We start from the raw sequence: 26831 nt of genomic DNA, 5'->3' as shown, positions 1-26831 counted from the left end.
CCAAAGGGTGCGGGACAATGACGGCATGAACGACGCCGAGTACATGGGCCTGGCCCTGAAAGAAGCCCAGGCCGCTCGCGCCGCGGGCGAGGTGCCGGTCGGTGCGGTGATCGTGCACCAGGGCAGGGTGGTGGGCGTCGGGCGCAACGCGCCCATCGCTGCGCACGACCCGACAGCCCATGCAGAAATCGTCGCCCTTCGCGCGGCAGCGCAGACCCTGGGCAACTACCGGCTCGACGACTGCGAGTTGTTCGTGACGCTGGAGCCATGCGCCATGTGCAGCGGCGCGCTGCTGCATTCGCGCCTGCGGCGGGTGGTCTTCGGTGCACATGATCCGAAGACCGGTGCAGCCGGCTCGGTGGTGGACCTGTTCGGTCAGGCTCAGCTGAACCACCACACCCAGGTCTTGGGCGGTGTGCGGGCCGACGAGTGCGGCAGCATGCTCAGCGATTTCTTCAGGTCCCGCCGTGACCAGCAGCGTCGCGAGGGCCAGCCTCTGCGAGACGACGCGCTGCGCACGCCCGAACGCCGTTTCGACGGTTTGCCGGGATACCCCTGGTCGCCGCACTACCTGAGCGATCTCCCGTCGCTGGGCGGCCTTCGCCTGCACTACCTGGACGAAGGGCCGTCGGACGCGCCGCGCACCTGGCTGTGCCTGCACGGCAACCCGGCGTGGAGCTATCTCTATCGCAAAATGATTCCCGTCTTCACCGAGGCGGGAGATCGTGTGGTGGCGCCCGACCTGATCGGCTTTGGCAAGAGCGATAAACCCAAGAAGGACGCGTTCCACCGTTTCAACTGGCACCGCAACGTGCTGCTCGAGTTCGTTGATCGGCTGGACCTGGGCAACGTGGTGCTGGTGGTGCAGGACTGGGGTGGGCTGCTCGGGTTGACCTTGCCGATGGCCTCACCGGGGCGCTACGCCGGCCTGCTCGTCATGAACACCCTGCTGGCCACTGGCGGCGAGACACTGTCTCCGGGGTTCTTGGCGTGGCGCAAGATGTGCGCAGAGAAGCCGCTGTACGACGTCGGTCGCCTGCTCGCGCGGGGCAACCCGCACCTGGATGCCGCCGAATGCGAGGCGTACAACGCGCCGTTTCCCGACGCGGGCCATCGCGCCGCACTGCGCGCCTTTCCGAATCTGGTGCCGGAGCACGCCGAAGACGAAGGCGCAGCCACATCCCGCGAGGCCCTGCTGTTCTGGCGCGAGCGCTGGCAGGGCCGGACGCTGATGGTGGTCGGAGCACGCGACCCGGTGCTGGGAGAACCTGTCATGCAAGCCCTGGCACGTAACATCCGGGGCTGCCCGCCACCTTGGCTGATTTCCGACGCTGGGCACTTCGTTCCCGAGCAGGGCGAGCAGATTGCACGCGCGGCCTGTCAACACTTTTCCACCGATCCCGTTTTTTTCAACGAGCCATGAGCCACATCTACATCTACTCCCCTTCCAGCGCCGTGCGCGACAAGGCCGCCTTCCGGCGCGGGGTGAAACGGCTGCAGCAACTAGGCCACGAGGTCGAGATCGACGAGGCTGCGCTCAGCAGTCACATGCGGTTTGCGGGCGACGACGCCACCCGCATCGCGGCCATCGGCCGTGCAGCGGCCAGCGGCGCCGACGTGGCGCTGATTTCACGTGGTGGGTATGGCCTCACGCGCCTTCTGCCCGAACTGCCCTACAAACAGCTTGCGAAGGCCATCGGCAAGGGCACGCAGTTCGTGGGCCTGAGCGACTTCACCGCCTTGCAATGCGCGCTGCTGGCCAAGACGGGCGCCATGACCTGGGCGGGCCCGGCACTGGGGGAGGACTTTGGCGCCGAAGAGCCTGACGACATCATGGAAGCCTGCTTTGACGACCTGCTCGACGGGCACGGCGAGGGCGCGGGCTGGGTGCTGCCCAAAAAGGACCTGCCTTGTCTGCCCACGACCGCCAGGCAAGAAGCCCCGTCGTTGCATCTGCACAAGGCCCAGCTGTGGGGCGGCAACCTGTCGGTGCTGTGTTCATTGGTCGGCACGCCCTGGTTGCCCGATGTGAAGGGCGGCGTGCTGTTTCTGGAGGATGTCAACGAGCACCCCTACCGCATCGAACGACAGCTGACGCAACTGTTGCATGCGGGCATCCTGGGACGTCAGAAGCTGATCGTGCTGGGCAGTTTCAACCGCTTCAAGACGGTTCCACACGACCGCGGGTTCAAGCTGCAGACGGTGGTCGACTGGCTTCGGAGTCAGACCCGGACGCCTGTGCTGACGGGCCTGCCGTTCGGGCACCTTCCCACCAAGGTGTTGTTGCCGGTGGGCCGGGACGTGGAGGTGATGGTGCAGGGGCGTGAGGCCTTGATGTTCTGGGGATGAGCTTGGTGCTCGCAAACGTCTCAGCGTGCCGAGCGGGTTGATTCCAGGAGGCCTTTGGGCAGGAGGCCATTGAACACCGGGGTCACGCTGCGGACCAGATCGACAGCCCGCGCCTCTCCATGAAGACGGCTGAGTACGGCCACCATCTCGGCCCGGGCATACCAGAGCGCTTGTACATCGTGCACATACATGAGGCGATGTTTGAGCCTGGGATTGGCCTGAGCACCTTCCTCTCCCAGAACGGACAGCATGGCCTGACGGACCGGCTCCAGCGACTCCGGTGCATGCTTGCGCACCTCGGTGCCCAGCAAAGCGGAGATGCTGTGGCGAATGGTGGGTTTGATCCAGCGCATTTGCGATCCCAACGATATGAAGTTATGGGGGCAGGATACGTCCGGGGAGCCCCTCGGGCAAGGCCTTGAGCTTGAGGAAAGTCAAGAAAACAACAGCCAAATCAAGCGGTTAGAAAGACTGTTTAAGATATTGCGTGTACAGGTCTGGTGACGATGCCAGTAATTGCCCCGGAAAGTGTTCAATGACGGCCGGTTCGTTTAGGTCCTTTGGGCTCAGCCATGTGGAAACGTCCAACAGCGGTCCTGGGTCACGTCATTTCTGGTGCTCAAATGACTAGATGTGTGATAAACCACACACCTTGTTACCATCCACCAGCTTGTCATTGCTTCGGTTGACACCACCAGCACCCGGCCTCGCCCAGGCCGATTTCTACTATTTTTCATGGCCGAACTGACGATTGCCTTCGTGGACCTGACCGGCAGCGTCTCCGTGTTTGAAACACTGGGCAACGACCGCGCCGCCAAGGCGGTGACCAAGCTGACCCAGTGGATCGGGGCCATGGGTCTGGAACACAACGGCAAGGTCGTCAAGATGCTGGGCGACGGCGTTCTGCTCTCGTTCACCAACAACCGGCTTGCTGTCGAGTGCATGAGCACCATTCAGCAGGAGCACTCTCAACGGGTGGCCCAGTGGCCCAACCGGCTCAAGCTGATGATGCAGATCGGCATGGCGCGCGGGCAGGTGGTGCAGGTCGACGGCGATTGCTTCGGCGATGCGGTCAACGTGGCGTCGCGTCTGAGCGATCTGGCAGGGCCGGAGCAGATCCTGGTCAACGACCTGGTGATTCGCAAGCTGGGCAAGGGGCATAACGTGCGCAGCCGCAGCCTCGGGCCAATCCGGATCAAGGGGCGCGTGGAGCCAACAGAGGTCTTCCGCATCGAGTGGCAGACCGAGATGCTGTCGGAGTTCCTGACGCTTCCGGCCGACCTGCACGCCCTGAGAAAAAGCACCGAATCGGTGTTCGGGGGCATCGAGCTGGGCTGGCTGGACACCAGCCAGTCTTTCAATCTCACGGACTTACCGTTGAAGATCGGCCGGGTGCCCGAGGCCGATTTTGTGGTGAACGATCCGCGGGTCTCCCGGATGCATGCTTCCATCGACATCCGCTCGGGCAACTACCTTCTTGAAGACACCAGCAGCTACGGCACCTGGGTTCGTTTTGCCGGCACGGACAATGCCATTGCATTGAGGCGGCAGGAGTGCCTGCTGCACAGCGATGGCGAGTTCTCGATGGGTGCACCCTTCACGGACATCAGTGCACCCACGGTGAGTTTCCGCCTGGTGGATGGCCAGATGGTGCTCGGGCACGGTCGCACGCGCGTCTGAGCCAGTCGCACGTCCGATGCACGAGCGGCACGACGCCGCTACCATCGCTCCAGCCTTGGAGGTGCTGATGCGCTGGTTGACCCGTTTTTTCTTTCTGTTGCTGCTGCTGATCCTGCTCGGAGCAGTGGCGTTGTCGATCTATGCCTGGCGCAGCCAGCCCCAGACGGATGGGGATCTGAGCCTGCCTGGGTTGCGCGGTGCCGTGCAGGTGCAACGCGACGGCAGCGATGTGGCGCACATTCTGGCCACCGACCCGCGGGACGCCTGGATGGCGATGGGTTTTGTGCACGCGCAGGAACGCGGATGGCAGCTGGAGTTCAACCGCCGCCTGATGCGAGGACAGCTGTCCGAGGTGTTTGGCCGCTCCACGCTGGAGACCGACCTGCTCATGCGCACGCTGGGCATCCGGCAGGCGGCCCAGGCGCAACTTGCCGGCATGAGCGAAGAGGGGCGTGCAGCGCTGAAGGCCTACAGCGACGGCGTGAACGCATTCTTTGCTGGCCGCCAGCAAGCGCTGTCGCCCGAGTTCCAGATCCTGCGCATCGACCCACGGGACGAAGCGGCCGCCGGCCGCTACTGGGAGCCCGAGGACAGCGCTGGCTGGGCCCTGATGATGGCGCTGGACCTGGGCGGCAACTGGGGCAACGAGCTGGCCCGGCTGTCCGCGCTGCAGGTGCTGGACACCCCGTCCCTGTGGCAGCTGTTTCCGCCGTATCCGGGCGAGGCGCCCGCGGCCTCGGCCGATCTGGCAGAGCTGTACCGTGCCATGCGCGTGTTTCCGTCTGCTGAAGGCAGACAGTCGCGCGCCACCGAGAGCAGTCCTGGTGTGGATGCCCTGGCACAGGGGGTGATCGAGTGGACCCGCTCCCTTGGAGAAGTGGAGGGCAAGGGCTCGAACAACTGGGTGGTGTCGGGCGCGCGCAGCGCCAGCGGCAAGCCGCTGCTGGCCAACGACCCGCACCTGGGCCTGAGCGCGCCGGCAATCTGGTACTTCGCCCGCCTGCAGTCGCCCGACGTGCCCGGACTCAAGGGCATGGATGTGATCGGGGCGACCCTGCCGGGCACACCGTTCGTGGTGCTCGGGCGCACACCCGACGTGGCCTGGGGCTTCACCAACACCGGCCCCGATGTGCAAGACCTGTACCTGGAGCAGCTGGACCCCAGCGACCCGACCCGCTATCGCCTCCCGGCACCCGCGGGGCAGGAAGCCTGGGCGCGCTTTGACGAGCGCGTCGAAACCATCCGCGTCAAGGGCGAGCCCGACGTGGTGCACACGGTGCGCAGCAGCCGACACGGCCCCGTGCTCAGCGATGCACCGGGTCGTGCGCGTGACCTCATCGACACCGGGCGCTTCGCGCTGTCGCTGCGCTGGACCGCGCTGGAGGCGGACAACCGCAATGTGGAGGCCACCCTGGCCTCCAACCGCGCGCGCTCGGTTGACGATTTGCTGGAGGCGTACCGCCACTTTCACGCACCGATGCAGAACGCGGTGATGGCCGACCGCAGTGGCCGCATCCTGTTCAAGGCGGTGGGCAAGGTGCCCCTGCGGTCGCCGGACAACCGCATCCGCGGTGTGGCTCCCTCGCCGGGCTGGGACGCCCGCTACGACTGGACGGGCTACCTGCCTTACGAAGACACCCCGCAGGACGACGGCGCCAAGGGCTGGATTGCCACCGCCAATCAGCGCATCCATGCGGCCGACTACCCGCATTTCCTGACCCAGGACTGGGCGGCGCCGTACCGCCAGGAACGCATCGAGGTCCTGCTGGCTCAGACGGAGAAGCACGACGCGGCCAGCTTCCGCGCCATGCACGGCGATCTGCATTCGGAGGCGACGCTGCGCCTGCTGCCCCACCTGAGCAAGACCGCGTCCAGCCACCCGCTCGCCGCTGCGGCACTGGCTTCGCTCAAGGACTTCACCGGCGGCATGTCTGCCGATGCGGCTGCGCCGCTGGTCTACAGCGTCTGGATCGACGAGTTCACGCGCGGTGTGGTGGGCCAGCGCCTGGGCGTGGAGCGGTTCGAAAAGCTCTATGGCAAGCGCCTGTTCCGCAACGCGGTCGAGGGGATTCTGGAGCGCGACGACCACGACTGGTGCGGCCCGCAGGGCTGCGCTGCGGCCAGCACGGCGGCGCTGGACCGGGCACTGGACCGCATCAGTGCGCAGCAGGGAAGGGATGTGTCGCGCTGGCGCTGGGGCACGGCCCACCCGGCGATTTCCGTGCACCGTCCGTTCAGCAACGTCGGTGCGCTGGCACCCATGTTCGAGGTGCGAAAGGAAACGGGCGGTGACCCATTCACCGTGAACGTCGGCCAGTACCACCTGGACAAGGCCGATGCGCCGTTTGCCAACCGGCATGCCGCCAGCCTGCGCGCCATCTACGACCTGGCGGAGCCGGAGAACTCGCTGTTCATCTACCAGACGGGGCAGAGCGGCAACGCGCTTTCCAGCCGTTACCGCGACATGAGCGACGCCTGGGCTGCCGTGGAATACCGGCCGCTGCAAATGGCGCCCACGCAGTGGCGCAGCCGCCTGGAGCTCAAGCCCTGATCGCCGCCAGGCGTCAGGCGGATTCGTGGAGGCTGCCGCCGCTCAGCGAGGCGAGGGTGGTGTCGTTGTAGCGCTTGCTGGCGGCTTCGGCCTGGGCGCTCAGCTTGGCCACGTAGGCATTCAGCTCGGCGCCCGAAATGTCGCCGCTGCCATCGGTGTCGACGGTCTGCATGAGGGCCTGCAAGGAAGCGTCCTCGGTCTCGGCAGTCGCCTCTTCGGTTTTGGCGAACTCCGGGCCTTCTTCCGGCGTGGTGACCGCATGCACGGGAGCCTTGGTCGCCGGTGCCGTGGGGTTGGTGGCGCCAACGAGCGAGCCGGCCCCCCCGGACATCACTTCCTGTGTGGTCGTGATCACGGTCGTGGTCTGCACCACCGTGGTTTCGATGGCGGGTGTGATGCCGAACTCGGCCATCGAGATCTGGCCATCGTTGTCGGCATCGAGCTCGGCGAACCGGGCCTCATCGCCGCGCTGCTGGACAAACGCCTGGGTGTTTGAGGCGGACGAAAACAGGTTCTGCAGCAGGGTGCCCACCTCGGCGCCATTCAGCGCGCCATCCTTGTTGGCATCGAGCGAGGCATACAGCTCCGAGGCGCCCTGGCCGACTTCGACGCCCAGCTTGCCAGCGACCTTTTCAAGCGCCGCCTGGAACTCGCTCTGGCTGACGCCACCATCGCCGTCGGCGTCCATCTTCTTGTGCATCTTGTCCTGCAGGTAGCTGGACATGGCGCCACTCAGGGACGACAGGGTCTGGGACCAGGCGCTGGAGTTGCTGGTGTCGACGGTGCTCATGGAGAGGTTCCTTTCTGGCGGGTGGTTCCGGGATGGAGCAATGCTCTCCCATCCGGACCCCACAGAAACCCGCCAACAGCGGGACGGAAACCCCGCTGTTCGGCCGATTGGCGAACCTCGCCGCCGACTTACTTGAGCTTGCCCGAGAGGAACTGGGACAGCCGCTCGGACTTGGGGTTGACCAGCACTTCGCGCGGATTGCCCTGTTCCTCGATGCGGCCCTGGTGCAGGAACAGCACATGGTTGCTGACCTCGCGCGCAAAACCCATCTCGTGGGTCACCACCACCATGGTGCGGCCTTCTTCGGCCAAGGTGCGCATCACGCGCAGCACCTCGGTGACGAGTTCGGGGTCGAGCGCGCTGGTCGGCTCGTCGAACAGCATCACCTCGGGCTCCATCGCCAGCGCACGGGCGATCGCCACGCGCTGCTGCTGACCGCCCGACATGTGGGCCGGGTATTTGCCCTCGACGTCGCGCAGGCCGACCTTCTCAAGGTACTTGCGGGCGGTGGCAATGGCTTCGTCCTTGCCCTTGCCGAGCACGTGCATGGGCGCCTCGATCACGTTTTCCAGCACCGTCAGGTGCGACCAGAGATTGAAGTGCTGGAACACCATGGCCAGCTTGGCACGCAGGCGCTGCAGCTGTTTTTCGTCGGCCGCCTTGAGCATGCCGTCCTTGGCGGTGACCAGCTTGAGCTCTTCGCCGGCCACGACGATGCGGCCCTGCTGCGGCCGTTCCAGCAGGTTCATGCAGCGCAGGAAGGTGGATTTGCCGGAACCGGACGAGCCGATGATGCTGATCACGTCGCCGGCCTTGGCCGTCAGGGAAATGCCCTTGAGCACCTCGTGCGAGCCGTAGCTCTTACGGATGTCGATCGCTTCGAGTTTGGTGGTCATGGTGCGTGGGTCTGTCAGGGGCTCAGCAGGTTGCCGGAGCGGATCGGTGTTCGGCCGGCGACACGGCAAAGCTCCATGCCCGCCGTGGCCCAGCGCAGGCTGTGGCGGGCGTAGACGATGCCATCGATGCTGCTGCGGATGTCGGTTTCGCGCGGTGTCAGCGGATCGATCACCCGCGCGAGCAACTGCCCGGCGGCCACACGCTCACCCACCTGGGCCACGAAGTCGATCACGCCCGGATGCGGCGCGTGGGAGGCTTCCGTGCCGGCCAGCGGTGTCGGCTCGCACTGCGGATCGGGCAGGGCAGGGGTGGGGCCAGCCATCACGCCGACATGGCGCAGGTAACCGACGATGGCCTGGGCATCCTGGCTGGCCAGGGCGTCCGACACATCCGTCTGGCTGCGCAGCTCGACGGTGGTGCTGGCGCAGCCCAGGGGGATCGGCGCCTGGTCGGCGAAGTGATCGCGCAAACGCCACCATGGGCCGGACAGCGCCTCGTCGAACGAGATCGAAGGACCCGAGCCCCGCGCCCACAGCAGCGCCTTGGCGCCAAGCAGTCGCGCCAGCGGCGCCATCTGGTCGAGCATGGGCTGCTCGACGTACATATGAAGAATGGCCTCGAAGTCGCAGTGCAGGTCCAGCACCACGTCGGCGTCGCAGGCAAGGCCCATCAGCACCCGGCGAAGGCTCTCCAGCTCGGTGGTCACCGGCTGTTCCTGCAGCACCTCGTGCATGGCGGCCCGCACGATGCCTTTGTTTGTCTCCGCATCCTGCGTGAGCTTCGGCGCGATCCGGTCTTTCACCAGGTTGAAGAAGTCCGGGTAGTTCCGGTTGAAGTTCTCCATGGTCAGCAGCTCGAAGCGGCCGACCTGGTGGTGCATCAGGCTCTGGTCCAGCCCGATCGGGTTGCACACCGGCACCAGCACGACCTCGCCGGGGATCTCGCCGGCCGCCTCGGCCGCGGCCAGAAGGCCCCGCAGCTTGTGCGCGGTGAGCATGCCGGGCAGCTCGTCGGCGTGCAGGCTGGACTGGATGTAGGCCTTACGGCCATTGGTGGCCTGACCAAAGTGCAGGCTGGTGACCTGGCGTTGGGTGCCAAGCGACGGAGAGAGCAGGGGGTGTTGGAGCTGTCGCATCCGGAGGAAGAGAAAACGGGATCAGTGAGTGCGTGGGCGCAGATAGGCCAGGAAGCGCTTTTCCAGCAGCCGGAACACGTAGACCAGGGCGAAGGTCAGTATGAAATACAGCACCGCGACCACGATGAACGGCTGGAAGGCCAAGTAGTAGGTCTTGTAGATCGCGTAGGCGGCGTTGGTCAGGTCGTACAGCGCCGGTACCACGCTGGCCAGCGAGGTGGCGTGCAGCATCATCACGACTTCGTTCGAGTAGCCGGGAAGGGTGCGGCGCAGCGCACTGGGCAGCACCAGACGGAACATCATGTTCCATTTGCTGTAGCCGGCGGCCTGTGCGGCCTCGATTTCACCAGCGGGCGTTTCCTTGATGGCGCCCGCCAGCATCTCGACCGTGTAGGCGCAGGTGTTGAGCGAAAACGCCGCCACAGCGCAGAAAAACGGGTCCTTGAACATCGTCCAGGGCCAGACCGTGTCCCACATCGCCTGCACCCACTCCAGCTGGGCGATGCCGTAATAGATGAAATAGACCTGGATCAGCAGCGGTGTGCCGCGCACCACATAGGTGAACAGCCAGACCGGCGTGGAGACCCAGCGGTTGCGCGAGACCCGCATCAGCGTCAGTGGCAACGTCAGCAGCCCACCGGCCAGCAGACTGATGGCCAGCAACTCCATGGTCGCCAGGAACCCCGTCCAGTAGAGGGCCAGGTTCTGCGGCTGGAAGATGATCGCAAACTTGTCCATCAGAACTCACCCCGCTTCACGCCCACGGAGTAGCGGGCCTCGGCCTTGCGCAGCAGGATCAGGCTGATGGTGGAGATCAGGAGGTAGAGAAAACCGGCGAAGGCCATGAAGATGATGGCGGCACCGGGGATGTCGCCGCGAGCGGCCGCGCCGGCCTGCTTGGCGAGGTTGGTGATGTCGGCCAGTCCGATCACCGAGACGAGGGCGGTGGCCTTGAGCAGCACCAGCCAGTTGTTCGTGAAACTGGGCAGTGCGAACCGCACCATCTGCGGCAGCACCATGCGGCGGAAGGTGTAGAACCGGCTCATGCCGTAGGCCCAGCCTGCCTCCGACTGTCCCTTGGGCACGCTCATGATGGCGCCCCGGAAGGTTTCCGTCATGTAGGCGCCGTAGACGAAACCGATGGTCAGCACCCCTGCCACAAAGGGGTTGATCTGCGGGCCACTGCGGTAGCCCATGGCTTCAAATATGTCGTTGATCAGGATCTGCCCGCCGAAGTACAGCAGCAGCATCCACACCAGATCCGGGACACCCCGGATCACGGTGGAATAGATGTCGCCGACCCAGTTGAGCCAGCGGTAAGGCGAGAGTTTGGCCGCCGCGCCGGCCAGGCCGAGCACGGCGGCGACAACCAGCGCGCCCAGCGAGACGCCGAGTGTGACCAGCAGGCCCTGGAGGATCTGGATGAAATAGGTCGTCATCGGCGCTCGCGGTTCAGCTCAGTGGATCAGGAACCCCAGATGTCCACGCCAGGGACGTGCTTCTCGGACAGTTCCTTCCACTTGCCGTTGTCGCGAATGGCCTTGATGCCCGCGTCCAGCGCGTCGCGCAGGGCGGTGTCTTCCTTGCGGATGGCCACGCCCGCGCCAGCGCCGAAGTACTTGGCGTCGAACTCGACCGGAATGCGGCCACCGGCGCAGCTGTAGTCCTTGCCGTCCGGTGTGGACAGGAAGCCACCCTGGACTTCGACCACGTCGGCCACGGTACCGTCCAGACGGCCGGACTTGATGTCCAGATAGACCTGATCCTGGGCGTCGTAAGGCACGACGGTCGCCCCTGCGGGCTTGAGCTCACCCATGGCGTACTTTTCCTGGGTGGAAGCCTTCAGCACGCCCAGCTTCTTGCCCTTGAAACCCGCGGCTTCGGCGCCCAGGTTCAGTGCGGTCTTGACGACCACGCAGGACGGCGTGTTGTAGTACTTGCCCGTGAAATCAACCGACTGCTTGCGCTCTTCGGTGATCGACATCGAGGAAATGATGGCGTCGTACTTCTTGGCCAGCAGACCGGGAATCATGCCGTCCCAGGCCTGCTCGACGAACACGCACTTGCTCTTGAGTTCGTCGCAAAGGGCCTTGGCCACGTCCACGTCGAAACCAGCGGGCTCGCCCGCGTCGGTCTTGTAGGTGAAGGGCTTGTAGGTGGGGTCGATGGCCACGCGCAGTTCTGGCCACTGGCTGGCGGGAGCGGGTGCCGGTGCTTCGGCGGTGGGCGCTGGCGCCGGAGCGGCCGGCGCGGGGGCTTCGGTCTTGCCACAGCCCACCAGGGTGGCGGCGCCGATCATGCTGAGGGTCAGAAACAGATGCTTCATGAACGTCCTTGAGAGGGTTGAATGGAACTGGCCGGATTGGACTCCTGCCGGTGGGCGACATTGTAGGTGTGGGCAGTCCAATTAGCCGGCGCACCAAGCTGGTGTTTCCCCGGATGCATGGGGCTGCTCACGAGGGCAGGAGCAACATTTGGGCCGAACCTTGAATCAGGGATTTGATGGTTCAATAACTTAACATAATATACATCGTAGAACACTGGAAGATCATTGCATCTAGAAACACTTGTTACGTTGCGCCACGCGAACGGCCTCAAGTCTGCCGTTGGGCAACCGCACTGGAGTCATCAGCAGATTTGTGACGGATCTCACATCTCGGCAGGAACCCTGGTCCACCTGAATTCAACGCCCGCAAGGAAACATCATGCTGTCCACGTTTGAGCACTACGTTGCCATGGCCCTCGAGTTCCTGGTGTTCTGGGCCTGCGTCCTTTCGCCGGTCGTGGCGTTCTGGCAGGTGCTGGCCTGGGCTGGGCGCCAGCTACCAGGCTGATCCGGTCCCAAGAAAAAAACCCCGGCCAGGCTTCTGACCGGGGTTCCTGCTCCAACGAGTGGAGCTGTATCAGTCTTCAACAAACGCTTCTTCGCGCTTCTTCTTCACCGACGGCATCAGCACCACGATCAGCAGGATGGCCGCCACCACCAGCAGGCTGGCCGACAGCGGGCGGGTCACGAACACCGACCAGTCGCCGCGCGAGATCAGCAGCGCGCGCCGCAGGTATTCCTCCATCATCGGGCCCAGGATCAGACCCAGCAGCAGCGGCGCCGGCTCGCAGCCGAGCTTGATGAAGCCGTAGCCGATCAGACCGAACAGCGCCACCATCCAGATGTCGAAGCTGTTGTTGTTGGTCGAGTACACACCGATCGCGCAGAACAGCACGATGGCGGGAAACAGCCACTTGTAAGGCACGGTCAGCAGCTTGATCCAGATACCGATCAGCGGGAGGTTCAGGATCACCAGCATGGCGTTGCCGATCCACATCGAGGCGATCAGGCCCCAGAACAGCTCGGGGTTGCTGGTCATCACCTGCGGGCCGGGCTGGATGTTGTGGATGGTCATGGCGCCCACCATCAGCGCCATCACGGCGTTGGGGGGGATGCCCAGCGTCAGCAGCGGAATGAAGGAGGTCTGCGAACCGGCGTTGTTGGCCGACTCCGGCGCGGCCACGCCGCGGATGTTGCCCTGGCCGAACGGCACTTCTCCGGGCTTGAGCTTGGTCTTCTTTTCGATGGTATAGGCGGTGAAGGCCGAGAGCAGCGCACCACCGCCGGGCAGGATGCCCAGGGCCGACCCGAGCGCGGTTCCGCGCAGCACGGCGGGGAACATGTTCTTGAAGTCTTCGGCCGTGGGCATGATGCCCTGCACCTTGCCGGTGAACACCTCGCGCTTTTCGTCCGGGTGCGACAGGTTCTGGATGATTTCGCCGTAGCCGAACACGCCCATGGCGATCGCCAGGAAGCTGATGCCGTCGGTCAGCTCCGGAATGTCGAAGCTGTAACGGGCCACGCCAGAGTTCACGTCGGTGCCGACCAGGCCGAGCAGCAGCCCCAGCACGATCATCGCCAGAGCCTTGACCAGAGAGCCCGACGCCAGCACGACCGCGCCGATCAGGCCCACGATCATGAGCGCGAAGTACTCGGCAGGACCAAACTCCAGAGCGAGCTCGGTCAGCGGCGCAGCAAAACCCGCCAGGATCAGCGTGCCCACGCAGCCGGCAAAGAAGGAACCCAGACCGGCCGCGGCCAGTGCAGGGCCTGCCCTGCCCTTGCGGGCCATCTGGTAGCCGTCGATCACAGTCACCACGGACGACGACTCACCTGGCAGGTTCACCAGGATGGCCGTGGTCGAGCCACCGTACTGCGCACCGTAGTAGATGCCGGCCAGCATGATGAGTGCGGCCACCGGCGGCAGACCATAGGTGGCCGGCAGCAGCATGGCGATGGTGGCCAACGGGCCGATGCCGGGCAGCACGCCGATCAGCGTGCCCAGCAGGCAGCCGATGAAAGCGTAGATCAGGTTCTGGAAGGTGAAGGCAACGCCAAAGCCCAGAGCGAGGTTGTTGATCAGATCCATGTTGTTGTTCTCCTCGGGTTCAGTTGGCCAGGAACCAGGGCAGCACGGGGAACTGCAGGTTCAGCATCTTCACGAAGGCCAGGTAGCTACCGATGGCGAGGATGGTGGCGAGAATCACCGACTCCTTGAGCTTGGCGCCTTCGCGGGCATAGCCGGCCATGATGACCAGACCATAGATGGCCACGATCAGGCCGAATGCCGGAATGCCGAGCGAGGGCAGCCCCACCAGCAAAGCGCCGAACAGCAGGTTGGCACCCAGAATGAAGGCCAGAGGTCTCCAGGCGATGGCGCCGATCTTGTCGCCTCCCGGAGGGCCGGACTTGAACGAGTTGAAGGTGACCAGTGCACCCAGCAACACCAGGAGGAGGCCGAGCATGAAGGGGAAGTACCCCGGTCCCATGCGTGCGGCTTCTCCGATTTCGTAGTCCACCGCACCCCAGGCGAATGAACCGCCCACGGTCATGAACATGAGTCCCGAAACAAAGTCTTTTTGACTGGCTATCGCCACGGCTGTCTCCTCGGAATAAGAACATGGCGATTCTGGGGGGCATTCGTCCCGATCCCCATGTGGGTTACACCTACGGATGAGGCGGCAGTCGCTGATGCGACTGGCGGTATTTCACCGGCCCGGAGCGCGGCGCTGCCGCAGTCTCTGGGCGATCAGCTCGGCCAGGTCATCGCGCTCGGCGCGGCGGGCGAAGTCGACGGCGGTGAGTCCCTGGTCGTTGCGCAACGACGGGTCGGCCCCCTCCTCCAGCAGCAAGGGCACCAGATCGCGGTTGCCGTACATCGCAGCCAGCATGAGCGGAGTGGAACGGTTGGGCGACTCCGCGTCGATGTAGGCGTGGTGTTCCAGCAGTAACCGAACCATGTCGGCGCTGTCGGGCTCGGCCCGCGACGCCGCGTAGTGCAGCGGCGTCCATCCGGGCTTGTTGACTTCGGCACCGCGCCGGATCAGCTGGCGGGCGATGTCCAGATGCCCCTTGATGGCGGCAATCATCAGGGGGCTTTCTCCCTGGCGGTTGTGCAGCTCCACACGGACAGCACGCTGGGTCAGCAGGAAGCTCACCACCTTCAGCGAGCCTTCGCGCGCTCCGACATGAAGGCCTGAATCGCCTTTTTCGTTCTGGCTGTTGAGATCGAAGCCGCGCAACGCCAGCGCCACCACCGCCGACTCGTTGTCCAGCTCGGCTGCTTTGAAGAAGTCTTCGAATGAGCCTGCAAATCCTAAACTGAAAAACATGAAAAATACATTGAAAACAATGTACTTTTTAAATTTCCTCATGTTCAGCATCAGCATTCAGACCGCCCGGTCAAACAACTGCTCGAAGTTCCGGCTCGTCGTTTCGGCCACAGCCTCGACCTCCAGCCCCTTGATCTCGGCGATCTGGCGGGCCACATGCGGCACATACGACGGGTTGTTGGTCTTGCCGCGGTGCGGCACCGGTGCCAGGTAGGGGCTGTCGGTCTCGATGAGAATACGGTCGATCGGGACAAAGCGCGCGACCTCCCGCAGGTCGGCCGCGTTGCGGAAGGTCAGGATGCCGGAGAAGGAAATGTAGAAACCCAGATCCAGGGCGGCCCGCGCCACTTCCGCCGTCTCGGTGAAGCAGTGGAACACTCCCCGCGACACCGGACTGGATGCGCTGCCTGCGAAGCCGCCCTCCTCGCGCAGGATGGCCAGGGTGTCGTCCGACGCGCTGCGGGTGTGGATCACCAGCGGCAACCCGGTCTGCCGCGCGGCGCGGATGTGGACCCGGAACCGCTCGCGCTGCCATTCCATTTCGGCCACGCTGCGGCCGTTGAGCCGGTAGTAGTCCAGCCCCGTCTCGCCAATGCCCACCACCTTCTTGCGTGCCGCGCCCGCCAGCAGGTCGTCCAGTGTGGGCTCCTGCACGCCCTCGTTGTCGGGATGCACGCCGACCGTGGCCCACAGCTGGTGGTGGTCGCGGGCCAGGGCATGCACCGAGTCGAATTCTTCCAGCGTGGTGCAGATGCACAGCGCACGGTCCACCTGTGCCTCCTGCATCGCCTGCAGGATGGCTGGCAGTTGCTCGGTCAGTTCGGGAAAGCTGAGGTGGCAGTGGGAGTCGGTGAACATGGCGGTGGCCGCAGGCGGTGCCCGGGACAAGGCGGAAAACAGAAGGGGGGACCGGCGCCTGCGACGGTCACATCGTCTGTGTCGGCTTCTCGGAGGCCAGCGCCGAACCGAGGATTTCCTCGATCTTGATCTTCAGGTGACGGGATTTTTCGTCCGCCGGAAAACGGATGCCCACGCCCTGGGTGCGGCCACCTTGCGCCTTGGCCGGCGTTACCCAGGCCACCTTGCCGGCGACGGGGTAACGCTGCGGATCGTCGGGCAGGCTCAGGAGCACGTAGACGTCGTCACCGATCCGGTAGTCACGGGACGAGGGAATGAAAATGCCCCCGTCGGTGAACAGCGGGATGTACGCTGCGTAGAGAGCCGCTTTCTCCTTGATGGAGAGCTGGATCACGCTGGGGCGTGAAGAGGCAGGCTGGCTCGGGCTGGTGCTCATGGCGGACAAGTTTAGCGGCAAATGGCGTGGGTCAATCGGCTCGTCAGGCGCGCGCAGCGCGGGGCGTGAGCACCTGTCGCGTGGCCGCCACCCAGGCTTCCTGCATCAGGCCTGCGTTGTAGGGGTGTTCGACCGTGCGTGCAGCTTCGGTCAGCGCTTTGGACCAGCGTGCCAGCACAGCCCACCGAGGCGCCGGCGGCAGGCAGTCGGCGGGAAAGAAGCGCGGCGCCGCACCGGCCGCCACCGACATCAGGTCGTGGCAGAGCTTCTGCAGCATGGCCAGCTGCTGCGGGGCGGACCAGTCCGACACCAGCGCCCAGTCGCCTCGCGCCAGCGCCTGGGGCAACTGCGACCAGCGGGCGGCGGTCAGTCCGGACTGCGCCCAGGCCAGGGCATCTTCCGGCCGCCCTCCGGCGGCCTGCAGCCAGGCCCGGGCCTCGGCCTCACCGACCTCTTTCAACCCAGCCTTTTGGGCCCCCGCCTGGAGCCAGGCGATGGCCTCGCCGTCCGAGGGCCAGACCAAGGCGTGGGCCTGGCAGCGGCTGCGGATGGTAGGCAGCAGCTGATGGGCCGACTCGCTGGCCAGCACGAACCGGGTGTCGCCGGCCGGCTCTTCCAGGGTCTTGAGCAAGGCGTTGGCTGTGACCGTGTTCATGCGCTCGGCCGGGTACACCAGCACCGCCGTGCCGCGGCCGCGCGCGCTGGTGCGCTGCGCGAAGGCCACCATGTCGCGCATGGCCTCGACGCGGATTTCCTTGCTGGGCTTGCGCTTCTTGTCGTCGACTTCTTTCTGTGCCGATTCGGACAGCGGCCAGCCCCGCGCCAGCATCTCGGTCTCGGGCATCAGCACCACCAAGTCGGGATGCGAGCGGCTGCCGACCAGGTGGCAGCTCTCGCAGATCCCACAAGCGCCGTGGGCGGTGGGTTGTTCACACAGCCAGGCCTGGGCCAGCGACAGGCCAAGCGCGTACTGGCCCAGACCGCTGGGGCCCTGCAGCAGCCAGGCGTGGCCGCGCTGCGCCAGCAGGCGTTCGCGCTGTTTCAGCAGCCAGGGGGCGTCCAAGGCGTTGGTCATGCCGGTCCGCTGTTGGTGGCCACCATGATGGACAGCCAGCCGCGGCGCACGAAGGTCGCGGTCAGTTGCTGCCAGACCTGGTGGCGGGTCTGGTCGGCCTGGATGCGGGCGAAACGCGCCGGCTCTGCCTCGGCGCGGGCGGCGTATCCGGCCGCCACGCGCCGGAAGAACTCGAGCGGCTGGGCTTCGAAGCGGTCGGGCATGCGGGCGTCGGCCAGGCGGGCGGCGGCGATTTCGGGTGGCAGGTCGAACCAGACCGTCAGGTCGGGCTGGCGCAGACCGCTCACTGAGGCGGATGTGGTCTGCACCCAGCGCTCCAGAGTGCCCAACACCTCCAGGTCAAAGCCCCGTCCGCCGCCCTGGTAGGCGAAGGTGGCGTCGGTGAAGCGGTCGCACAACACCACCTCGCCGCGCGCCAGGGCCGGTTCGATCACCGTGACCAGGTGGTCGCGCCGCGCCGCGAACACCAGCAGCGATTCGGTCAGCGGGTCCATCGGATCGCCCAGCACCATGGCCCGCAGCTTTTCGGCCAGCGGCGTGCCGCCCGGCTCGCGCGTGAGCGTGACGGTGCGGCCCTGGTCCCGGAAGGCCTTGGCCAGCCCTTCGATGTGGGTCGACTTGCCGGCACCGTCGATGCCTTCGAAGCTGATGAACAGGCCGCGCGAGACGGTTGCTTCAGGACTCATGGTGGTTCACTTCTGCAGCTGGAACTTGCGCACGGCCGCGTTGTGTTCGTCAAGGTTGGTGCTGAACTGGCTGCTGCCGTCGCCACGTGCCACGAAATACAGGGCCCGGGTGTCGGCCGGTTTGACCGCCGCCAGCAGCGAGGCCCAGCCGGGCATGGAGATCGGCGTCGGCGGCAGGCCGGCACGGGTGTAGCTGTTGTAGGGGGTGTCGGTCTGCAGGTCGATCTTGCGCAGGTTGCCGTCGAAGCGTTCGCCCAGGCCATAGATCACGGTCGGGTCGGTCTGCAGGCGCATGCCGATGCGCAAGCGGTTGTTGAACACGCCACCGACCATGGCGCGGTCGGCTTCGGCACCGGTCTCTTTCTCGATGATGCTGGCCAGGATCAGCGCCTCGTCGGGCGAATGCAGCAGGGTCGCCGGGTCGCGCTGCTCCCAGGCTTGGGCCAGCCGCTGCTCCATGGCCTGGGCCGCCTGTTTCAGCACGCTGGACGCAGGGGCCTGGCGGACCATGCGGTAGGTATCCGGAAAGAAGCGGCCTTCGGGGTGGCGCCCCGGATAGCCGATCTTGGCCATGATGCCCGCGCCATCCAGCCCTTCCAGGTCCTGGGTCAGGTCGGGTGAAGCGCGCACTGCGGCCATCAGTTCGCGGAAGTTCCAGCCTTCGAGCAGCGTCAGGCTGCGCAGCGCCTGCTCACCCCGCACCAGTTGCCTCAGCAGGCTGCGCGGCGTGGCGCCGGGCTGGATTTCATAGATGCCGGCCTTGATGGCGCGCGACTGGCCCGACAGGCGGAACCAGGCTTGCAGCAGCAGCGGTGGTGCCTGAACGCCCGCGCCGGTCAGCGCGCTGGCCACGCCCCGTGCCGAGGCGCCGGGCGGGATCTCCACGGCCAGCGGTTGTTCGGCGGTGGTGGTGGCGGGCAGCACCAGCGGCTGACCGAGCCACCACCAGGCAGCGCCCGCGAGCAGCCCGGCCAGCAGAAGTGTCAACAGCAGGAGCCGGGAGAGCAGTCGTATCACAGCAGGAAATGGGGGCTTGGCGGACGCCGGGGCGGGTCGCAGGACGGCGCATGATAATCGACCGATCATGTCCCAAGCCCCCGAATCCCCCCCCGCCAACGCCCTGCGCGGCGTGGCCTTGCTGCCCCGGCTCGGCGTCATCCGCGCCCAGGGCGAAGAGGCCGCCAAGTTCCTGCACGGCCAACTGACCAACGACTTCTCCCTGCTGGGGTTGTCCGAAGCCCGGCTGGCCGGGTTCTGCACCGCCAAAGGCCGTCTGCTGGCCAGCTTCATCGGCTTCAAGCGCACGCACGACGAGATCCTGCTCGTGTGTCATGCCGACCTGCTCCCGGCGACGCTCAAGCGCCTGTCCATGTTTGTGCTGCGCGCCAAGGTCAAGCTCACCGACGCAAGTGCCGAGTTCCAGTTGCGCGGTCTGGTCGGTGACGCGGTGCCCGCCGCCCTGCCCGCAGCGCCCTGGAGCAAGCTGGACGCCGACGGTGCGCAGCTGGTGCGCCTGTATCCCGCCGACAGCATCGCCCGTGCCCTCTGGGTTGCGCCGGCCGGGGTGGAACCGCCCGCCGGCCCGGCGCTCGACGGCGCTGCCTGGGACTGGCTGGACGTGGTGGCCGGTGTGCCGCTGCTGAGCCAGCCGGTGGTCGAGGCCTTCGTGCCGCAGATGGTGAACATGGAATCGGTCGGCGGCGTGAACTTCAAGAAGGGTTGCTACCCCGGCCAGGAGGTGGTGGCGCGCAGCCAGTTCCGTGGCACGCTCAAGCGCCGGGCCTACCCGGTGTTCGGGGATGCGCCCATGGCAGCTGGCCAGGAGGTGTTCCACGACAGCGACCCGTCCCAGCCCTGTGGCACCGTGGTCGCTGCGGCGGCCTCGCCCGCGGGCGGCTGGAGCGCCATGGTGTCGATGCAGACCAGTGCGGCTGAAGGCGGCGCGCTGCACCTGGGCGCCGCCGATGGTCCGTTGCTCACGCTGCAGCCCCTGCCCTACCCGCTGCTGGCAGATGTTTGAAGGAACATGGGCCCCCACGCTCCACCGCTGCGCGGGTCGCTGCCCCCCGAGGGGGTGCGAATCCGGCTTGGGGCGGCCCGGCGCCGGATTCCCCTCCCCCACGCTCCGCCGCTGTGCGGGACGCCATGTGCCTGATCGCCTTCGCCATCGGCACTGACCCGGCCCGGCCCTTGCTGCTGGCGGCCAACCGCGACGAGTTCTTTGAGCGGCCCACTGAGCCGCTGCACCGCTGGACCCTGCCCGACGGCACCGGCGTGGTCGCGGGTCGCGACCTGCGGGACGGCGGCACCTGGCTGGGCATGAGCGAGGTCGGCCGCGTCGCCATGCTGACCAATGTGCGCAGTGCGAACCCCGGCCCGGGCCGCCGCAGCCGAGGCGAGCTGACCACGCGCTGGCTGCAGTCCGGCAGCTCCTGGGACACACTGCTGTCCGATGTGTCCGCAGTCGACTACGGCGGCTTCAACCTGGTGGTGGGTGATCTGACCTGCGGTTTCTGGGCCTGGGTGAGCAACCGCGACCCGGCTCAACCCCATGAAGAACACACCGACCGCCTGCACCACCGGCGGCTGGCGCCGGGCGTCTACGGCCTGTCCAACGCGGCGCTCGACACACCCTGGCCCAAGACGCTGCGGCTGAAACAGGCGCTGGCCGAAGCCCTCACGACCGGACCGGACGCAACGTCACCGCTGGTGGCCGCGCTGGCCGACCGCGACATCCGTCCTATGTCCGAACTGCCGGCCACCGGTGTTCCCGCCGAGCTGGAGCGCGCGCTGTCCAGCCCTTTCGTCGACATGGCCGACCGTGGCTATGGCACCCGCAGCAGCCTGCTGCTGAACGTGGCGCGCCATGGCCAGGGTTTCAGCGCCGACTTCACCGAGTGGACCCACACGCCGCCGCCGGCCGGCCCGCACCGCTGGACCGACGCCCAGCCGCGTCGGCTGCGCCTGGCCTGAGCGGCCGCGCCGCTCACAGCGGCAGGAACATCTCCTGGTGCGGGATGCCCGCTTCCTCGAACGCCGGCCCGCGCCGCTGCCAGCCCAGCCGGTCGTAGAAGCCGATGGCGCTGCTTTGCGCATGCAGCAGCACCTCGCGGTCGCCGCGCGCACGGGCCGCCTCGGTCAGCGCCTGCAGCACCTGCCGGCCCAGCGAGCCCCCGCGCAACACGCGCTTGACCGCCAGCCGCCCCACCTGCGAGACGCCCGGCGTGCCGGTGGGAATCAGGCGCCCGGTGGCGACCGCCTGGCCCAGGCGGTTGTGGACCACGGCGTGCACCGCGGTCGCGTCGGCGGCGTCCTGCTCCAGGTCCTTGGGGATCTGCTGTTCGTCGACGAACACCTCGGTGCGGACCGCCCGTGCGTCGGCACCCAGCGTGGCCCAGTCGCCCACGCGGACCGCCGCCACCGCCTCGCCGGCCTCGTAGCCCATCAGAGTGTCGCGCAGCGCCTGCGGCACCGGGCGTGATGTCTGGGTGGCAGGGTCTGCGAACACATAGACCAGTTCGCCCGAGATCAGGTGCTGGTCGCCGCGGAAGATCGCGCCGGTGAAGGTGAGCGACGAGGTGCCGATGCGGCTGCATTTCATGGCCACATCGATCTGGTCGTCCATGCGCGCCGAGGCGTGGAACTCCACCGTGGCCTTGACGACGTACAGGTCACCGCCGAGCCGGTGCATGGCCTCTTCGTAGGGCAGCGCCACCGCCCGCCAGTAGTCGGTGATGGCGGTGTCGAAGTACATCAGGTAGTGGGCGTTGAAGACGATCTTCTGCATGTCCACCTCGGCCCAGCGCACGCGCAGGCGGTGGAAGAAGCGGAAGTCGGCACGGGTCAGCTGTGGCATCTCAGTGGTCTCCGAAAGCGTGGCGCAGCGCTCGGGCGGCGTCGTTGTGGGCGGTCAGGGCCGTGGGAATCGCGCGGCCGAACTGGATGAAGCCGTGCACCACGCCGGCGTAGATCTCCAGGTCCACCGGCACACCCGCCATGCGCAGCCGGTCGGCGTACAACACGCCCTCGTCGGTCAGGCTGTCGCATTCGGCCAGGCCGATCCAGGCGGGCGCCAAGTCGTCGAGATCGCGCACCTGGCCGGTCTCGTCGACCCCGTCCAGCGGTGCGAAACGCCAGTCGTCGCGGTCCTGCGGATCGCGCAGGTAGTGGCCGAAGAAATAGCTGATGTGCGGCTCTTCGAGGATGAAGCCGTGGGCGAAGGTCTTGTGGCTGGGCGTGTTCTGGTGGCCGGCGGTGCCGGGGTAAAACAGCAGCTGCAGCGCCAGCGGCCAGCCGGCATCGCGCGCGGCGATGGCGGTGACCGCGGCCAGGGTGCCGCCTGCGCTGTCCCCGCCGACGGCGATGCGCGTGCCGTCCAGCCCAAGGGACGCAGCCCTTTCGCGCAGCCAGGCCAGCGCGTCCCAGGCGTCGTGCACCGCGGTGGGGAACTTCCATTCGGGCGCCAGCCGGTAGTCCAGCGACACCACGGCGCAGTGCGCCAGATGCGCGAGGTGGCGGCACAGTGGCTCGTGGGTGGCGATGCTGCCGACGGTGAAACCGCCACCGTGCAGGTACAGCAGCACCGGCAGGGGCTGTTCGCTGGCGGGCGCGTACAGGCGCGCCGGCAGCTCAAAGTCATCGCGCGCAGGGATCACGAGGTCCTCGACCCGCGCCAGCTTGTGCGGCGGGATGTCCACCACGCCGGCACCGGCGGCGTAGGCGGCCTTGGCCTGGTCCGGGGTCAGGGCATGCAGCGGCGGGTGCCCGGCGCGGGCGATGCGGTCGATCAGCCCGCGCATGGCGGGGGTCAGCAGCGACCGGGGATTCGGATGGTGGTGCGACATGGGCCGGCATTGTGGCTGTCTTTTGCGTGACCCGCTGCCCACTGCGCGACCTTGGTTGGACTGTCCTGCACCCGTATAGTTTTCGCCATTCCACACAACGAGCGAGACAGGCCATGGCGCAAATTCTGTATGTGACGAACATCCTGATCGAAGACGGTGCGCTGGCGCAGCTGGCCGCCGAATGCACCCGGGCGGGCATCACCCGGCCGCTGATCGTGACGGACGCGGGCGTCAAGGCCGCAGGCCTGCTGGACCGGGCGCTGGCCGCCCTGCCCGGCTGGCCGGTGGCGGTGTTCGACCAGACGCCGGGCAATCCCAACGAGGCGGCGGTGCGCGCCGCCGTCGAAGCCTGCAAGGCCGGCGGCTGCGACGGCCTGATCGCCCTGGGCGGTGGCAGCTCGATCGACTGCGCCAAGGGCGTGGCCATCGCCGCCACCCACGAAGGCCCGCTCAAGACCTACGCCACCATCGAAGGTGGCTCACCCAAGATCACCCCGGCCGTGCTGCCGCTGATCGCGGTGCCGACCACGGCCGGCACCGGCAGCGAGGTGGCGCGCGGCGCCATTGTCATCGTCGACGATGGCCGCAAGCTGGGTTTTCACAGCTGGCACCTGGTGCCCAAGACCGCCATTCTCGACCCGTCGCTCACGCTCGGCCTGCCGCCCCTGCTGACCGCCGCCACCGGCATGGACGCGATCGCACACTGCATGGAAACCTTCATGGCGCCGGCCTTCAACCCGCCGGCCGACGGCATTGCGCTCGATGGCCTGCAGCGTGGCTGGTCACACATCGAACGCGCGACCAACGATGGGCAAGACCGGGAGGCGCGGCTGAACATGATGAGCGCGTCCATGCAGGGCGCGATGGCTTTCCAGAAAGGGCTGGGCTGCGTGCACAGCCTGAGCCACAGCCTGGGTGGCGTGAACCCGCGGCTGCACCACGGCACCCTGAACGCCCTCTTCCTGCCCGCCGTGATCGCCTTCAACGCTGGCGCCGAGAGTGTGCAGAAGGAGCGGCGCCTGCAGCGCATGGCCCACGCCATGGGCCTGCCGGACGACGGCGATGCAGCGGCGTCGGCGCAGCGGCTGGGCGAGGCGATCCGGTCGATGAATGCCCGGCTGAGGTTGCCCGCGGGGCTGGCGGCGCTGGGCTTGACCGAGGACCTGTTCGACCGGGTGATCCAGGGTGCGCTGGCGGACCACTGCCACAAGACCAATCCGCGGCTGGCCAGCGCGGAAGACTACCGGGACATGCTGCGGGCCTCGATGTGAGGCCCGCCCGCCGCGTCAGTTGCGGCGCTTGAGGGTGTAGCGGCTTTCGTAGAAGCTGTTGGGGTAGCCCTCGGCGTCCTTGTTGGCGTCCACGTCGCCCAACTGGAGCGTGCTGCCGTCGGTGTACATGACCAGCTTGCCGTTGCCCTGGTCGGCGGCGCCATTGAACTTGTCGGCGGTCACACCGGAGATGGCCTTGGTGCCGGCGTGGTTCATCGACAGGTTGGTCAGCACCTTCTCGTCCTTGACGCTGGGACCGGAGCAAGAGCTGCCGATGTAGCCGTAGGCGACCACATTGCCGGTGAAGCTGGTGGCCGAGGCCTTGGTGAAGTCGGCGCGGACCTTGGCGGACGCGCCGCTGTCGGCGTAGCAGTCCGACTCCCAGGTGCCGATGTACTTGGCCACCACGTCGCCGGAGCTGTCTCCCTCCACCGATGGATCGTCGTCACCACCGCCACAGGCGGCAAGCAGTGCGGAGGTGGCCAGGGTCGCAGCGATCAGCGGGAAACGCAGGGGCTTGGTCATCGGAGGAATCCTTCTCTTGGGTGATGGGGCGCCAGAAGCATCTTCGGGCGACGAGATTCTGCCCGATCAAGCGGCGTGGAACATCAGCGCCAGCGCCAGAGCCCCCACAAACCCGCGGCGGCCAGCAGCCCACCCAGCAGAAGGCCCACCGAGTCCTCGGCCCAGGCGCTCACCCATTCCCAGCGATCGGCGAACACGTAACCAAGTCCTCCGAACAGCGCCACCCAGATGACCTCCCCCACCATCACCGGCAGCAAGAACCTGTGCCAGGGAAAACGGGTGCTGCCGGCCAGCAGGTTGACCGGCAGCGCCAGCGGGGTCAGCAGGAAGCGGGTCAGCAGCACCGCCCAGGCGCCCTGGCGGGTAAACGTGTCGGCCGCCCGCAGCCAGACCGGACCGGTGCGCCACGACAGCGGCAGGCGCTGGCCCATCAGCCGGCCTGCGAGATAGCAGCCCATGTCCCCCGCCACCGCGGCGGCCACACCGGTCGCGGCCGACGTCACGGGTTCGAGCACACCCTGACGGGCAAAGGCGCCGGCGGCCAGCAGCAGCATAGTGGCCGGCAGCGGCACGCCCAACGCGGCCAGGAACAGCACGGCCGCCAGCAGCCACTGGCCCTGGTTGATCAAGGCCGTCAGCAGCGCACCGCTGAGGTCGCTCACCGATCAGGCTCCTGCAGCGCCGACCGGCGCGCCAGAATCAGCGCCTCGACCTTCTTGCGCCCCTCCAACGGGTCGATGCCTTGCGCGCCGAACCAGTCGTGCAGGCTGAGGTCGTCGCCGCCCGAAGCCGGCAGGCCCAGCGCCTCGCGCACCTGCGCCTCGGGCACGCCGTGCACGCGCTCTATATAAGAAAGGGTCATCCAGCCGCGCAGAGTCTCGACCTGGATCTCGCCTGCGGCCAGGCGGGTCTGGTAGTCGTGTTGGCGCCAGGCGCGCCAGGCAAACACGCTCATCAGCAGCACGCCCACCACCAGCGCCGCCACGGCGAGCCGGCGCGGCCAGCGCACCAGGCGTGGTGAGCCGTCAGGCTTGGCCACGCACCATCCCCAGCACCTTGCCCATGTCCAGCGTGCGCGAAAGGTCCTTCATCTGGGGCAGGTACTGGGTCTGCATCTGCTGGGCCGGGGTCAGCAGCTGCTGGAAGGTCTGCTGCAGCAGGGCGGTGCTCATGACGCGACCGCCGGCGTAATAACGCCGGGCCACCTGGCCGAGCGCATAGGTGGTGGCAAACGACATCGCCATGCCGGTGGCCACGCCGCCGATCCCGCCGATGGTGCGACCGGCCACCTTGCCCAGCAAGCCGCCCAGGAGCTTGCGGCCGAACTGCTCCACGTACTGGGAGGTCAGGCCCACGCCGACAGTGGTGATGAACTCCTTGATGTGGCCTTGGTCGAGTTCGATGCCGTGGGCGCGGCCGATGTTGTAGACCATGCGCACCTGCAGCGGGATGATGGCCATCGAGGCCCAGGACTGCGGCAGCAGTTCCAGCGCGCCGTTGAGCAGGGCCGCGTTCAGGATGGTCTTCTCCAGGGCCGCTTCACGGGCGGGGTCGCTGGCGGGTGCGCCCTGCAGCGCCTGGGTGGGCACCGGAACCGGCGCGCTCACCGGCGCCGCGGCGGCCGCGGCCGTGAGCACCGCATCAGCCTCCTGCTCGAAGGCCTGGGCGCGGCCTGGGTCCAGGGCCAGGCGCGACTTCAGGTCCGAGAGGAAGGCCGTTTCGGCTTCGTTCCGCCGCCCGTCGGCATCGCAGACGCAGACCGCCATTTCGTAGGCCAGCTGGCGATGGGCCGGGTCGCCCAGGGCCGCGATGGCGTCGGCCAGCGTCACCCGCTTGAGCAGAACATCCTGATACAAACCGGCCAGCGCCGCGCCCCCGGCCTCGCGGCCCAGCGACTCCGCCAGGCGCCGCACGGCCTCGCGCTCGCTGTCGGCCTTGTCGCCGTCGGCAAAGGCGGCGAGCAGGGCGATGGTGAGGATGGCTTGCTGTTCTTTCAGATCCATGGAACGTATTCCTTTGTAGATGACTCGGAGCACTGTAGAGCAACCCCTGCCGCCCGGGTTCCCGGTGCCAGCC

Annotated in this window: 29 protein-coding genes; 8 read left to right on the top strand and 21 right to left on the bottom strand. The window is 66.8% G+C overall.

What is annotated here, in order from left to right; all coding sequences use genetic code 11:
* Positions 1 to 25 precede the first annotated feature (25 nt).
* Positions 26 to 1423 (top strand): tRNA adenosine(34) deaminase TadA, encoded by a 1398-nt coding sequence (gene tadA, locus BC358_RS11210; RefSeq protein WP_079365854.1) that lies wholly within the window; start codon positions 26 to 28, stop codon positions 1421 to 1423.
* Positions 1420 to 2349 (top strand): LD-carboxypeptidase, encoded by a 930-nt coding sequence (locus BC358_RS11205; RefSeq protein WP_079365853.1) that lies wholly within the window; start codon positions 1420 to 1422, stop codon positions 2347 to 2349. Before tadA ends, BC358_RS11205 begins: the two co-directional genes overlap by 4 nt.
* Positions 2350 to 2369: 20 nt before the next feature.
* On the opposite strand, the gene BC358_RS11200 is transcribed toward BC358_RS11205, so the two are convergent.
* Positions 2370 to 2702, bottom strand: coding sequence for a hypothetical protein (locus BC358_RS11200; RefSeq protein ID WP_079365852.1), 333 nt, complete (start codon positions 2700 to 2702; stop codon positions 2370 to 2372).
* Positions 2703 to 3084: 382 nt separating this feature from the next.
* On the opposite strand from BC358_RS11200, the gene BC358_RS11195 reads away from it, so the two are divergent.
* Entirely contained in the window at positions 3085 to 4029 is a 945-nt protein-coding gene (locus tag BC358_RS11195) for an adenylate/guanylate cyclase domain-containing protein (protein WP_066160217.1), read from the top strand.
* Between the two features lie 67 nt (positions 4030 to 4096).
* A complete protein-coding gene (locus BC358_RS11190; protein ID WP_079365906.1) occupies positions 4097 to 6580 on the top strand; it encodes a penicillin acylase family protein in 2484 nt (827 codons plus the stop codon).
* Between the two features lie 13 nt (positions 6581 to 6593).
* Here the strand turns inward: BC358_RS11190 and BC358_RS11185 are convergent, their stop codons facing one another.
* From BC358_RS11185 to BC358_RS11160, 6 genes are all read right to left on the bottom strand, one after another.
* Complete coding sequence (locus tag BC358_RS11185) at positions 6594 to 7370, bottom strand: EF-hand domain-containing protein (RefSeq protein ID WP_079365851.1); 777 nt, start codon at positions 7368 to 7370, stop codon at positions 6594 to 6596.
* A 128-nt stretch (positions 7371 to 7498) separates the two neighbouring features.
* Positions 7499 to 8266, bottom strand: coding sequence for an ABC transporter ATP-binding protein (locus BC358_RS11180; RefSeq protein ID WP_079365850.1), 768 nt, complete (start codon positions 8264 to 8266; stop codon positions 7499 to 7501).
* A 14-nt stretch (positions 8267 to 8280) separates the two neighbouring features.
* Positions 8281 to 9402 (bottom strand): M14 family metallopeptidase, encoded by a 1122-nt coding sequence (locus BC358_RS11175; protein ID WP_079365849.1) that lies wholly within the window; start codon positions 9400 to 9402, stop codon positions 8281 to 8283.
* A gap of 21 nt (positions 9403 to 9423) precedes the next feature.
* Complete coding sequence (locus tag BC358_RS11170) at positions 9424 to 10140, bottom strand: ABC transporter permease (RefSeq protein WP_127806713.1); 717 nt, start codon at positions 10138 to 10140, stop codon at positions 9424 to 9426.
* A complete protein-coding gene (locus tag BC358_RS11165) occupies positions 10140 to 10841 on the bottom strand; it encodes an ABC transporter permease (protein ID WP_066260857.1) in 702 nt (233 codons plus the stop codon). The genes BC358_RS11170 and BC358_RS11165 overlap by 1 nt, the downstream gene beginning before the upstream one ends.
* 26 nt (positions 10842 to 10867) lie before the next feature.
* Positions 10868 to 11728, bottom strand: coding sequence for a transporter substrate-binding domain-containing protein (locus BC358_RS11160; protein ID WP_066160235.1), 861 nt, complete (start codon positions 11726 to 11728; stop codon positions 10868 to 10870).
* Positions 11729 to 12107: 379 nt separating this feature from the next.
* On the opposite strand from BC358_RS11160, the gene BC358_RS22290 reads away from it, so the two are divergent.
* A complete protein-coding gene (locus BC358_RS22290) occupies positions 12108 to 12236 on the top strand; it encodes a hypothetical protein (protein ID WP_255284264.1) in 129 nt (42 codons plus the stop codon).
* 69 nt (positions 12237 to 12305) lie between these two features.
* On the opposite strand, the gene BC358_RS11155 is transcribed toward BC358_RS22290, so the two are convergent.
* The 8 genes from BC358_RS11155 to mltG all read right to left on the bottom strand — a co-directional run bounded on the left by BC358_RS11155 (position 12306) and on the right by mltG (position 19129).
* Positions 12306 to 13817, bottom strand: a complete 1512-nt coding sequence (locus BC358_RS11155) for a tripartite tricarboxylate transporter permease (protein ID WP_066160238.1) — start codon at positions 13815 to 13817, stop codon at positions 12306 to 12308.
* Between the two features lie 19 nt (positions 13818 to 13836).
* Positions 13837 to 14325, bottom strand: coding sequence for a tripartite tricarboxylate transporter TctB family protein (locus BC358_RS11150; RefSeq protein WP_066160241.1), 489 nt, complete (start codon positions 14323 to 14325; stop codon positions 13837 to 13839).
* Positions 14326 to 14436: 111 nt separating this feature from the next.
* Complete coding sequence (locus tag BC358_RS11145; RefSeq protein WP_306292794.1) at positions 14437 to 15117, bottom strand: ankyrin repeat domain-containing protein; 681 nt, start codon at positions 15115 to 15117, stop codon at positions 14437 to 14439.
* Positions 15118 to 15918, bottom strand: coding sequence for a TatD family hydrolase (locus BC358_RS11140; protein WP_066160244.1), 801 nt, complete (start codon positions 15916 to 15918; stop codon positions 15118 to 15120).
* 67 nt (positions 15919 to 15985) lie between these two features.
* Entirely contained in the window at positions 15986 to 16354 is a 369-nt protein-coding gene (locus tag BC358_RS11135; protein ID WP_066160247.1) for a PilZ domain-containing protein, read from the bottom strand.
* Between the two features lie 43 nt (positions 16355 to 16397).
* A complete protein-coding gene (locus tag BC358_RS11130) occupies positions 16398 to 17429 on the bottom strand; it encodes a DNA polymerase III subunit delta' (protein WP_066160253.1) in 1032 nt (343 codons plus the stop codon).
* Complete coding sequence (gene tmk / locus BC358_RS11125) at positions 17426 to 18115, bottom strand: dTMP kinase (RefSeq protein WP_079365848.1); 690 nt, start codon at positions 18113 to 18115, stop codon at positions 17426 to 17428. The genes BC358_RS11130 and tmk overlap by 4 nt, the downstream gene beginning before the upstream one ends.
* A gap of 6 nt (positions 18116 to 18121) precedes the next feature.
* Positions 18122 to 19129, bottom strand: coding sequence for an endolytic transglycosylase MltG (mltG, locus tag BC358_RS11120; RefSeq protein WP_306292797.1), 1008 nt, complete (start codon positions 19127 to 19129; stop codon positions 18122 to 18124).
* 70 nt (positions 19130 to 19199) lie between these two features.
* Between mltG and BC358_RS11115 the strand changes: the two genes are divergently transcribed.
* Together BC358_RS11115 and BC358_RS11110 are read left to right on the top strand one after the other, a co-directional pair.
* Complete coding sequence (locus tag BC358_RS11115) at positions 19200 to 20135, top strand: folate-binding protein YgfZ (protein WP_079365846.1); 936 nt, start codon at positions 19200 to 19202, stop codon at positions 20133 to 20135.
* Positions 20136 to 20260: 125 nt separating this feature from the next.
* The gene (locus BC358_RS11110) at positions 20261 to 21088 is read left to right on the top strand and encodes an NRDE family protein (protein WP_143434272.1); all 828 of its coding nucleotides are present in this window, start codon (positions 20261 to 20263) and stop codon (positions 21086 to 21088) included.
* A 13-nt stretch (positions 21089 to 21101) separates the two neighbouring features.
* On the opposite strand, the gene BC358_RS11105 is transcribed toward BC358_RS11110, so the two are convergent.
* Together BC358_RS11105 and BC358_RS11100 are read right to left on the bottom strand one after the other, a co-directional pair.
* Entirely contained in the window at positions 21102 to 21971 is an 870-nt protein-coding gene (locus tag BC358_RS11105) for a YbgC/FadM family acyl-CoA thioesterase (protein WP_079365845.1), read from the bottom strand.
* A 1-nt stretch (position 21972) separates the two neighbouring features.
* A complete protein-coding gene (locus BC358_RS11100) occupies positions 21973 to 22959 on the bottom strand; it encodes an alpha/beta hydrolase (RefSeq protein WP_079365844.1) in 987 nt (328 codons plus the stop codon).
* A gap of 113 nt (positions 22960 to 23072) precedes the next feature.
* Between BC358_RS11100 and BC358_RS11095 the strand changes: the two genes are divergently transcribed.
* A complete protein-coding gene (locus BC358_RS11095) occupies positions 23073 to 24230 on the top strand; it encodes an iron-containing alcohol dehydrogenase (RefSeq protein WP_079365843.1) in 1158 nt (385 codons plus the stop codon).
* A gap of 15 nt (positions 24231 to 24245) precedes the next feature.
* On the opposite strand, the gene BC358_RS11090 is transcribed toward BC358_RS11095, so the two are convergent.
* The 4 genes from BC358_RS11090 to BC358_RS11075 form a co-directional block, all read right to left on the bottom strand.
* Positions 24246 to 24755, bottom strand: coding sequence for a hypothetical protein (locus tag BC358_RS11090; RefSeq protein WP_079365842.1), 510 nt, complete (start codon positions 24753 to 24755; stop codon positions 24246 to 24248).
* A gap of 83 nt (positions 24756 to 24838) precedes the next feature.
* Positions 24839 to 25417 (bottom strand): DedA family protein, encoded by a 579-nt coding sequence (locus BC358_RS11085; protein ID WP_079365841.1) that lies wholly within the window; start codon positions 25415 to 25417, stop codon positions 24839 to 24841.
* Complete coding sequence (locus tag BC358_RS11080; protein WP_079365840.1) at positions 25414 to 25794, bottom strand: hypothetical protein; 381 nt, start codon at positions 25792 to 25794, stop codon at positions 25414 to 25416. Before BC358_RS11080 ends, BC358_RS11085 begins: the two co-directional genes overlap by 4 nt.
* Positions 25781 to 26758 (bottom strand): YcjF family protein, encoded by a 978-nt coding sequence (locus BC358_RS11075; protein ID WP_079365839.1) that lies wholly within the window; start codon positions 26756 to 26758, stop codon positions 25781 to 25783. Before BC358_RS11075 ends, BC358_RS11080 begins: the two co-directional genes overlap by 14 nt.
* Positions 26759 to 26831: the final 73 nt, after the last annotated feature.

The organism is Hydrogenophaga sp. H7, assembly GCF_002025745.1.
GTDB lineage: Bacteria > Pseudomonadota > Gammaproteobacteria > Burkholderiales > Burkholderiaceae_C > Hydrogenophaga > Hydrogenophaga pseudoflava.
Note: the sequence above shows the minus strand (reverse complement) of the source record. Positions and strands in the feature narration are given on the sequence as shown.

What these genes read in the sequence shown, in the direction of transcription:
- tadA (WP_079365854.1), top strand. Translation starts at nt 26, where the DNA reads ATGAACGACGCCGAGTACATGGGCCTGGCCCTGAAAGAAGCCCAGGCC.
- BC358_RS11205 (WP_079365853.1), top strand. Translation starts at nt 1,420, where the DNA reads ATGAGCCACATCTACATCTACTCCCCTTCCAGCGCCGTGCGCGACAAG.
- BC358_RS11200 (WP_079365852.1), bottom strand. Translation starts at nt 2,702, where the DNA reads ATGCGCTGGATCAAACCCACCATTCGCCACAGCATCTCCGCTTTGCTG.
- BC358_RS11195 (WP_066160217.1), top strand. Translation starts at nt 3,085, where the DNA reads ATGGCCGAACTGACGATTGCCTTCGTGGACCTGACCGGCAGCGTCTCC.
- BC358_RS11190 (WP_079365906.1), top strand. Translation starts at nt 4,097, where the DNA reads ATGCGCTGGTTGACCCGTTTTTTCTTTCTGTTGCTGCTGCTGATCCTG.
- BC358_RS11185 (WP_079365851.1), bottom strand. Translation starts at nt 7,370, where the DNA reads ATGAGCACCGTCGACACCAGCAACTCCAGCGCCTGGTCCCAGACCCTG.
- BC358_RS11180 (WP_079365850.1), bottom strand. Translation starts at nt 8,266, where the DNA reads ATGACCACCAAACTCGAAGCGATCGACATCCGTAAGAGCTACGGCTCG.
- BC358_RS11175 (WP_079365849.1), bottom strand. Translation starts at nt 9,402, where the DNA reads ATGCGACAGCTCCAACACCCCCTGCTCTCTCCGTCGCTTGGCACCCAA.
- BC358_RS11170 (WP_127806713.1), bottom strand. Translation starts at nt 10,140, where the DNA reads ATGGACAAGTTTGCGATCATCTTCCAGCCGCAGAACCTGGCCCTCTAC.
- BC358_RS11165 (WP_066260857.1), bottom strand. Translation starts at nt 10,841, where the DNA reads ATGACGACCTATTTCATCCAGATCCTCCAGGGCCTGCTGGTCACACTC.
- BC358_RS11160 (WP_066160235.1), bottom strand. Translation starts at nt 11,728, where the DNA reads ATGAAGCATCTGTTTCTGACCCTCAGCATGATCGGCGCCGCCACCCTG.
- BC358_RS22290 (WP_255284264.1), top strand. Translation starts at nt 12,108, where the DNA reads ATGCTGTCCACGTTTGAGCACTACGTTGCCATGGCCCTCGAGTTCCTG.
- BC358_RS11155 (WP_066160238.1), bottom strand. Translation starts at nt 13,817, where the DNA reads ATGGATCTGATCAACAACCTCGCTCTGGGCTTTGGCGTTGCCTTCACC.
- BC358_RS11145 (WP_306292794.1), bottom strand. Translation starts at nt 15,117, where the DNA reads ATGCTGATGCTGAACATGAGGAAATTTAAAAAGTACATTGTTTTCAAT.
- BC358_RS11140 (WP_066160244.1), bottom strand. Translation starts at nt 15,918, where the DNA reads ATGTTCACCGACTCCCACTGCCACCTCAGCTTTCCCGAACTGACCGAG.
- BC358_RS11135 (WP_066160247.1), bottom strand. Translation starts at nt 16,354, where the DNA reads ATGAGCACCAGCCCGAGCCAGCCTGCCTCTTCACGCCCCAGCGTGATC.
- BC358_RS11130 (WP_066160253.1), bottom strand. Translation starts at nt 17,429, where the DNA reads ATGACCAACGCCTTGGACGCCCCCTGGCTGCTGAAACAGCGCGAACGC.
- tmk (WP_079365848.1), bottom strand. Translation starts at nt 18,115, where the DNA reads ATGAGTCCTGAAGCAACCGTCTCGCGCGGCCTGTTCATCAGCTTCGAA.
- BC358_RS11115 (WP_079365846.1), top strand. Translation starts at nt 19,200, where the DNA reads ATGTCCCAAGCCCCCGAATCCCCCCCCGCCAACGCCCTGCGCGGCGTG.
- BC358_RS11110 (WP_143434272.1), top strand. Translation starts at nt 20,261, where the DNA reads ATGTGCCTGATCGCCTTCGCCATCGGCACTGACCCGGCCCGGCCCTTG.
- BC358_RS11105 (WP_079365845.1), bottom strand. Translation starts at nt 21,971, where the DNA reads ATGCCACAGCTGACCCGTGCCGACTTCCGCTTCTTCCACCGCCTGCGC.
- BC358_RS11100 (WP_079365844.1), bottom strand. Translation starts at nt 22,959, where the DNA reads ATGTCGCACCACCATCCGAATCCCCGGTCGCTGCTGACCCCCGCCATG.
- BC358_RS11095 (WP_079365843.1), top strand. Translation starts at nt 23,073, where the DNA reads ATGGCGCAAATTCTGTATGTGACGAACATCCTGATCGAAGACGGTGCG.
- BC358_RS11090 (WP_079365842.1), bottom strand. Translation starts at nt 24,755, where the DNA reads ATGACCAAGCCCCTGCGTTTCCCGCTGATCGCTGCGACCCTGGCCACC.
- BC358_RS11075 (WP_079365839.1), bottom strand. Translation starts at nt 26,758, where the DNA reads ATGGATCTGAAAGAACAGCAAGCCATCCTCACCATCGCCCTGCTCGCC.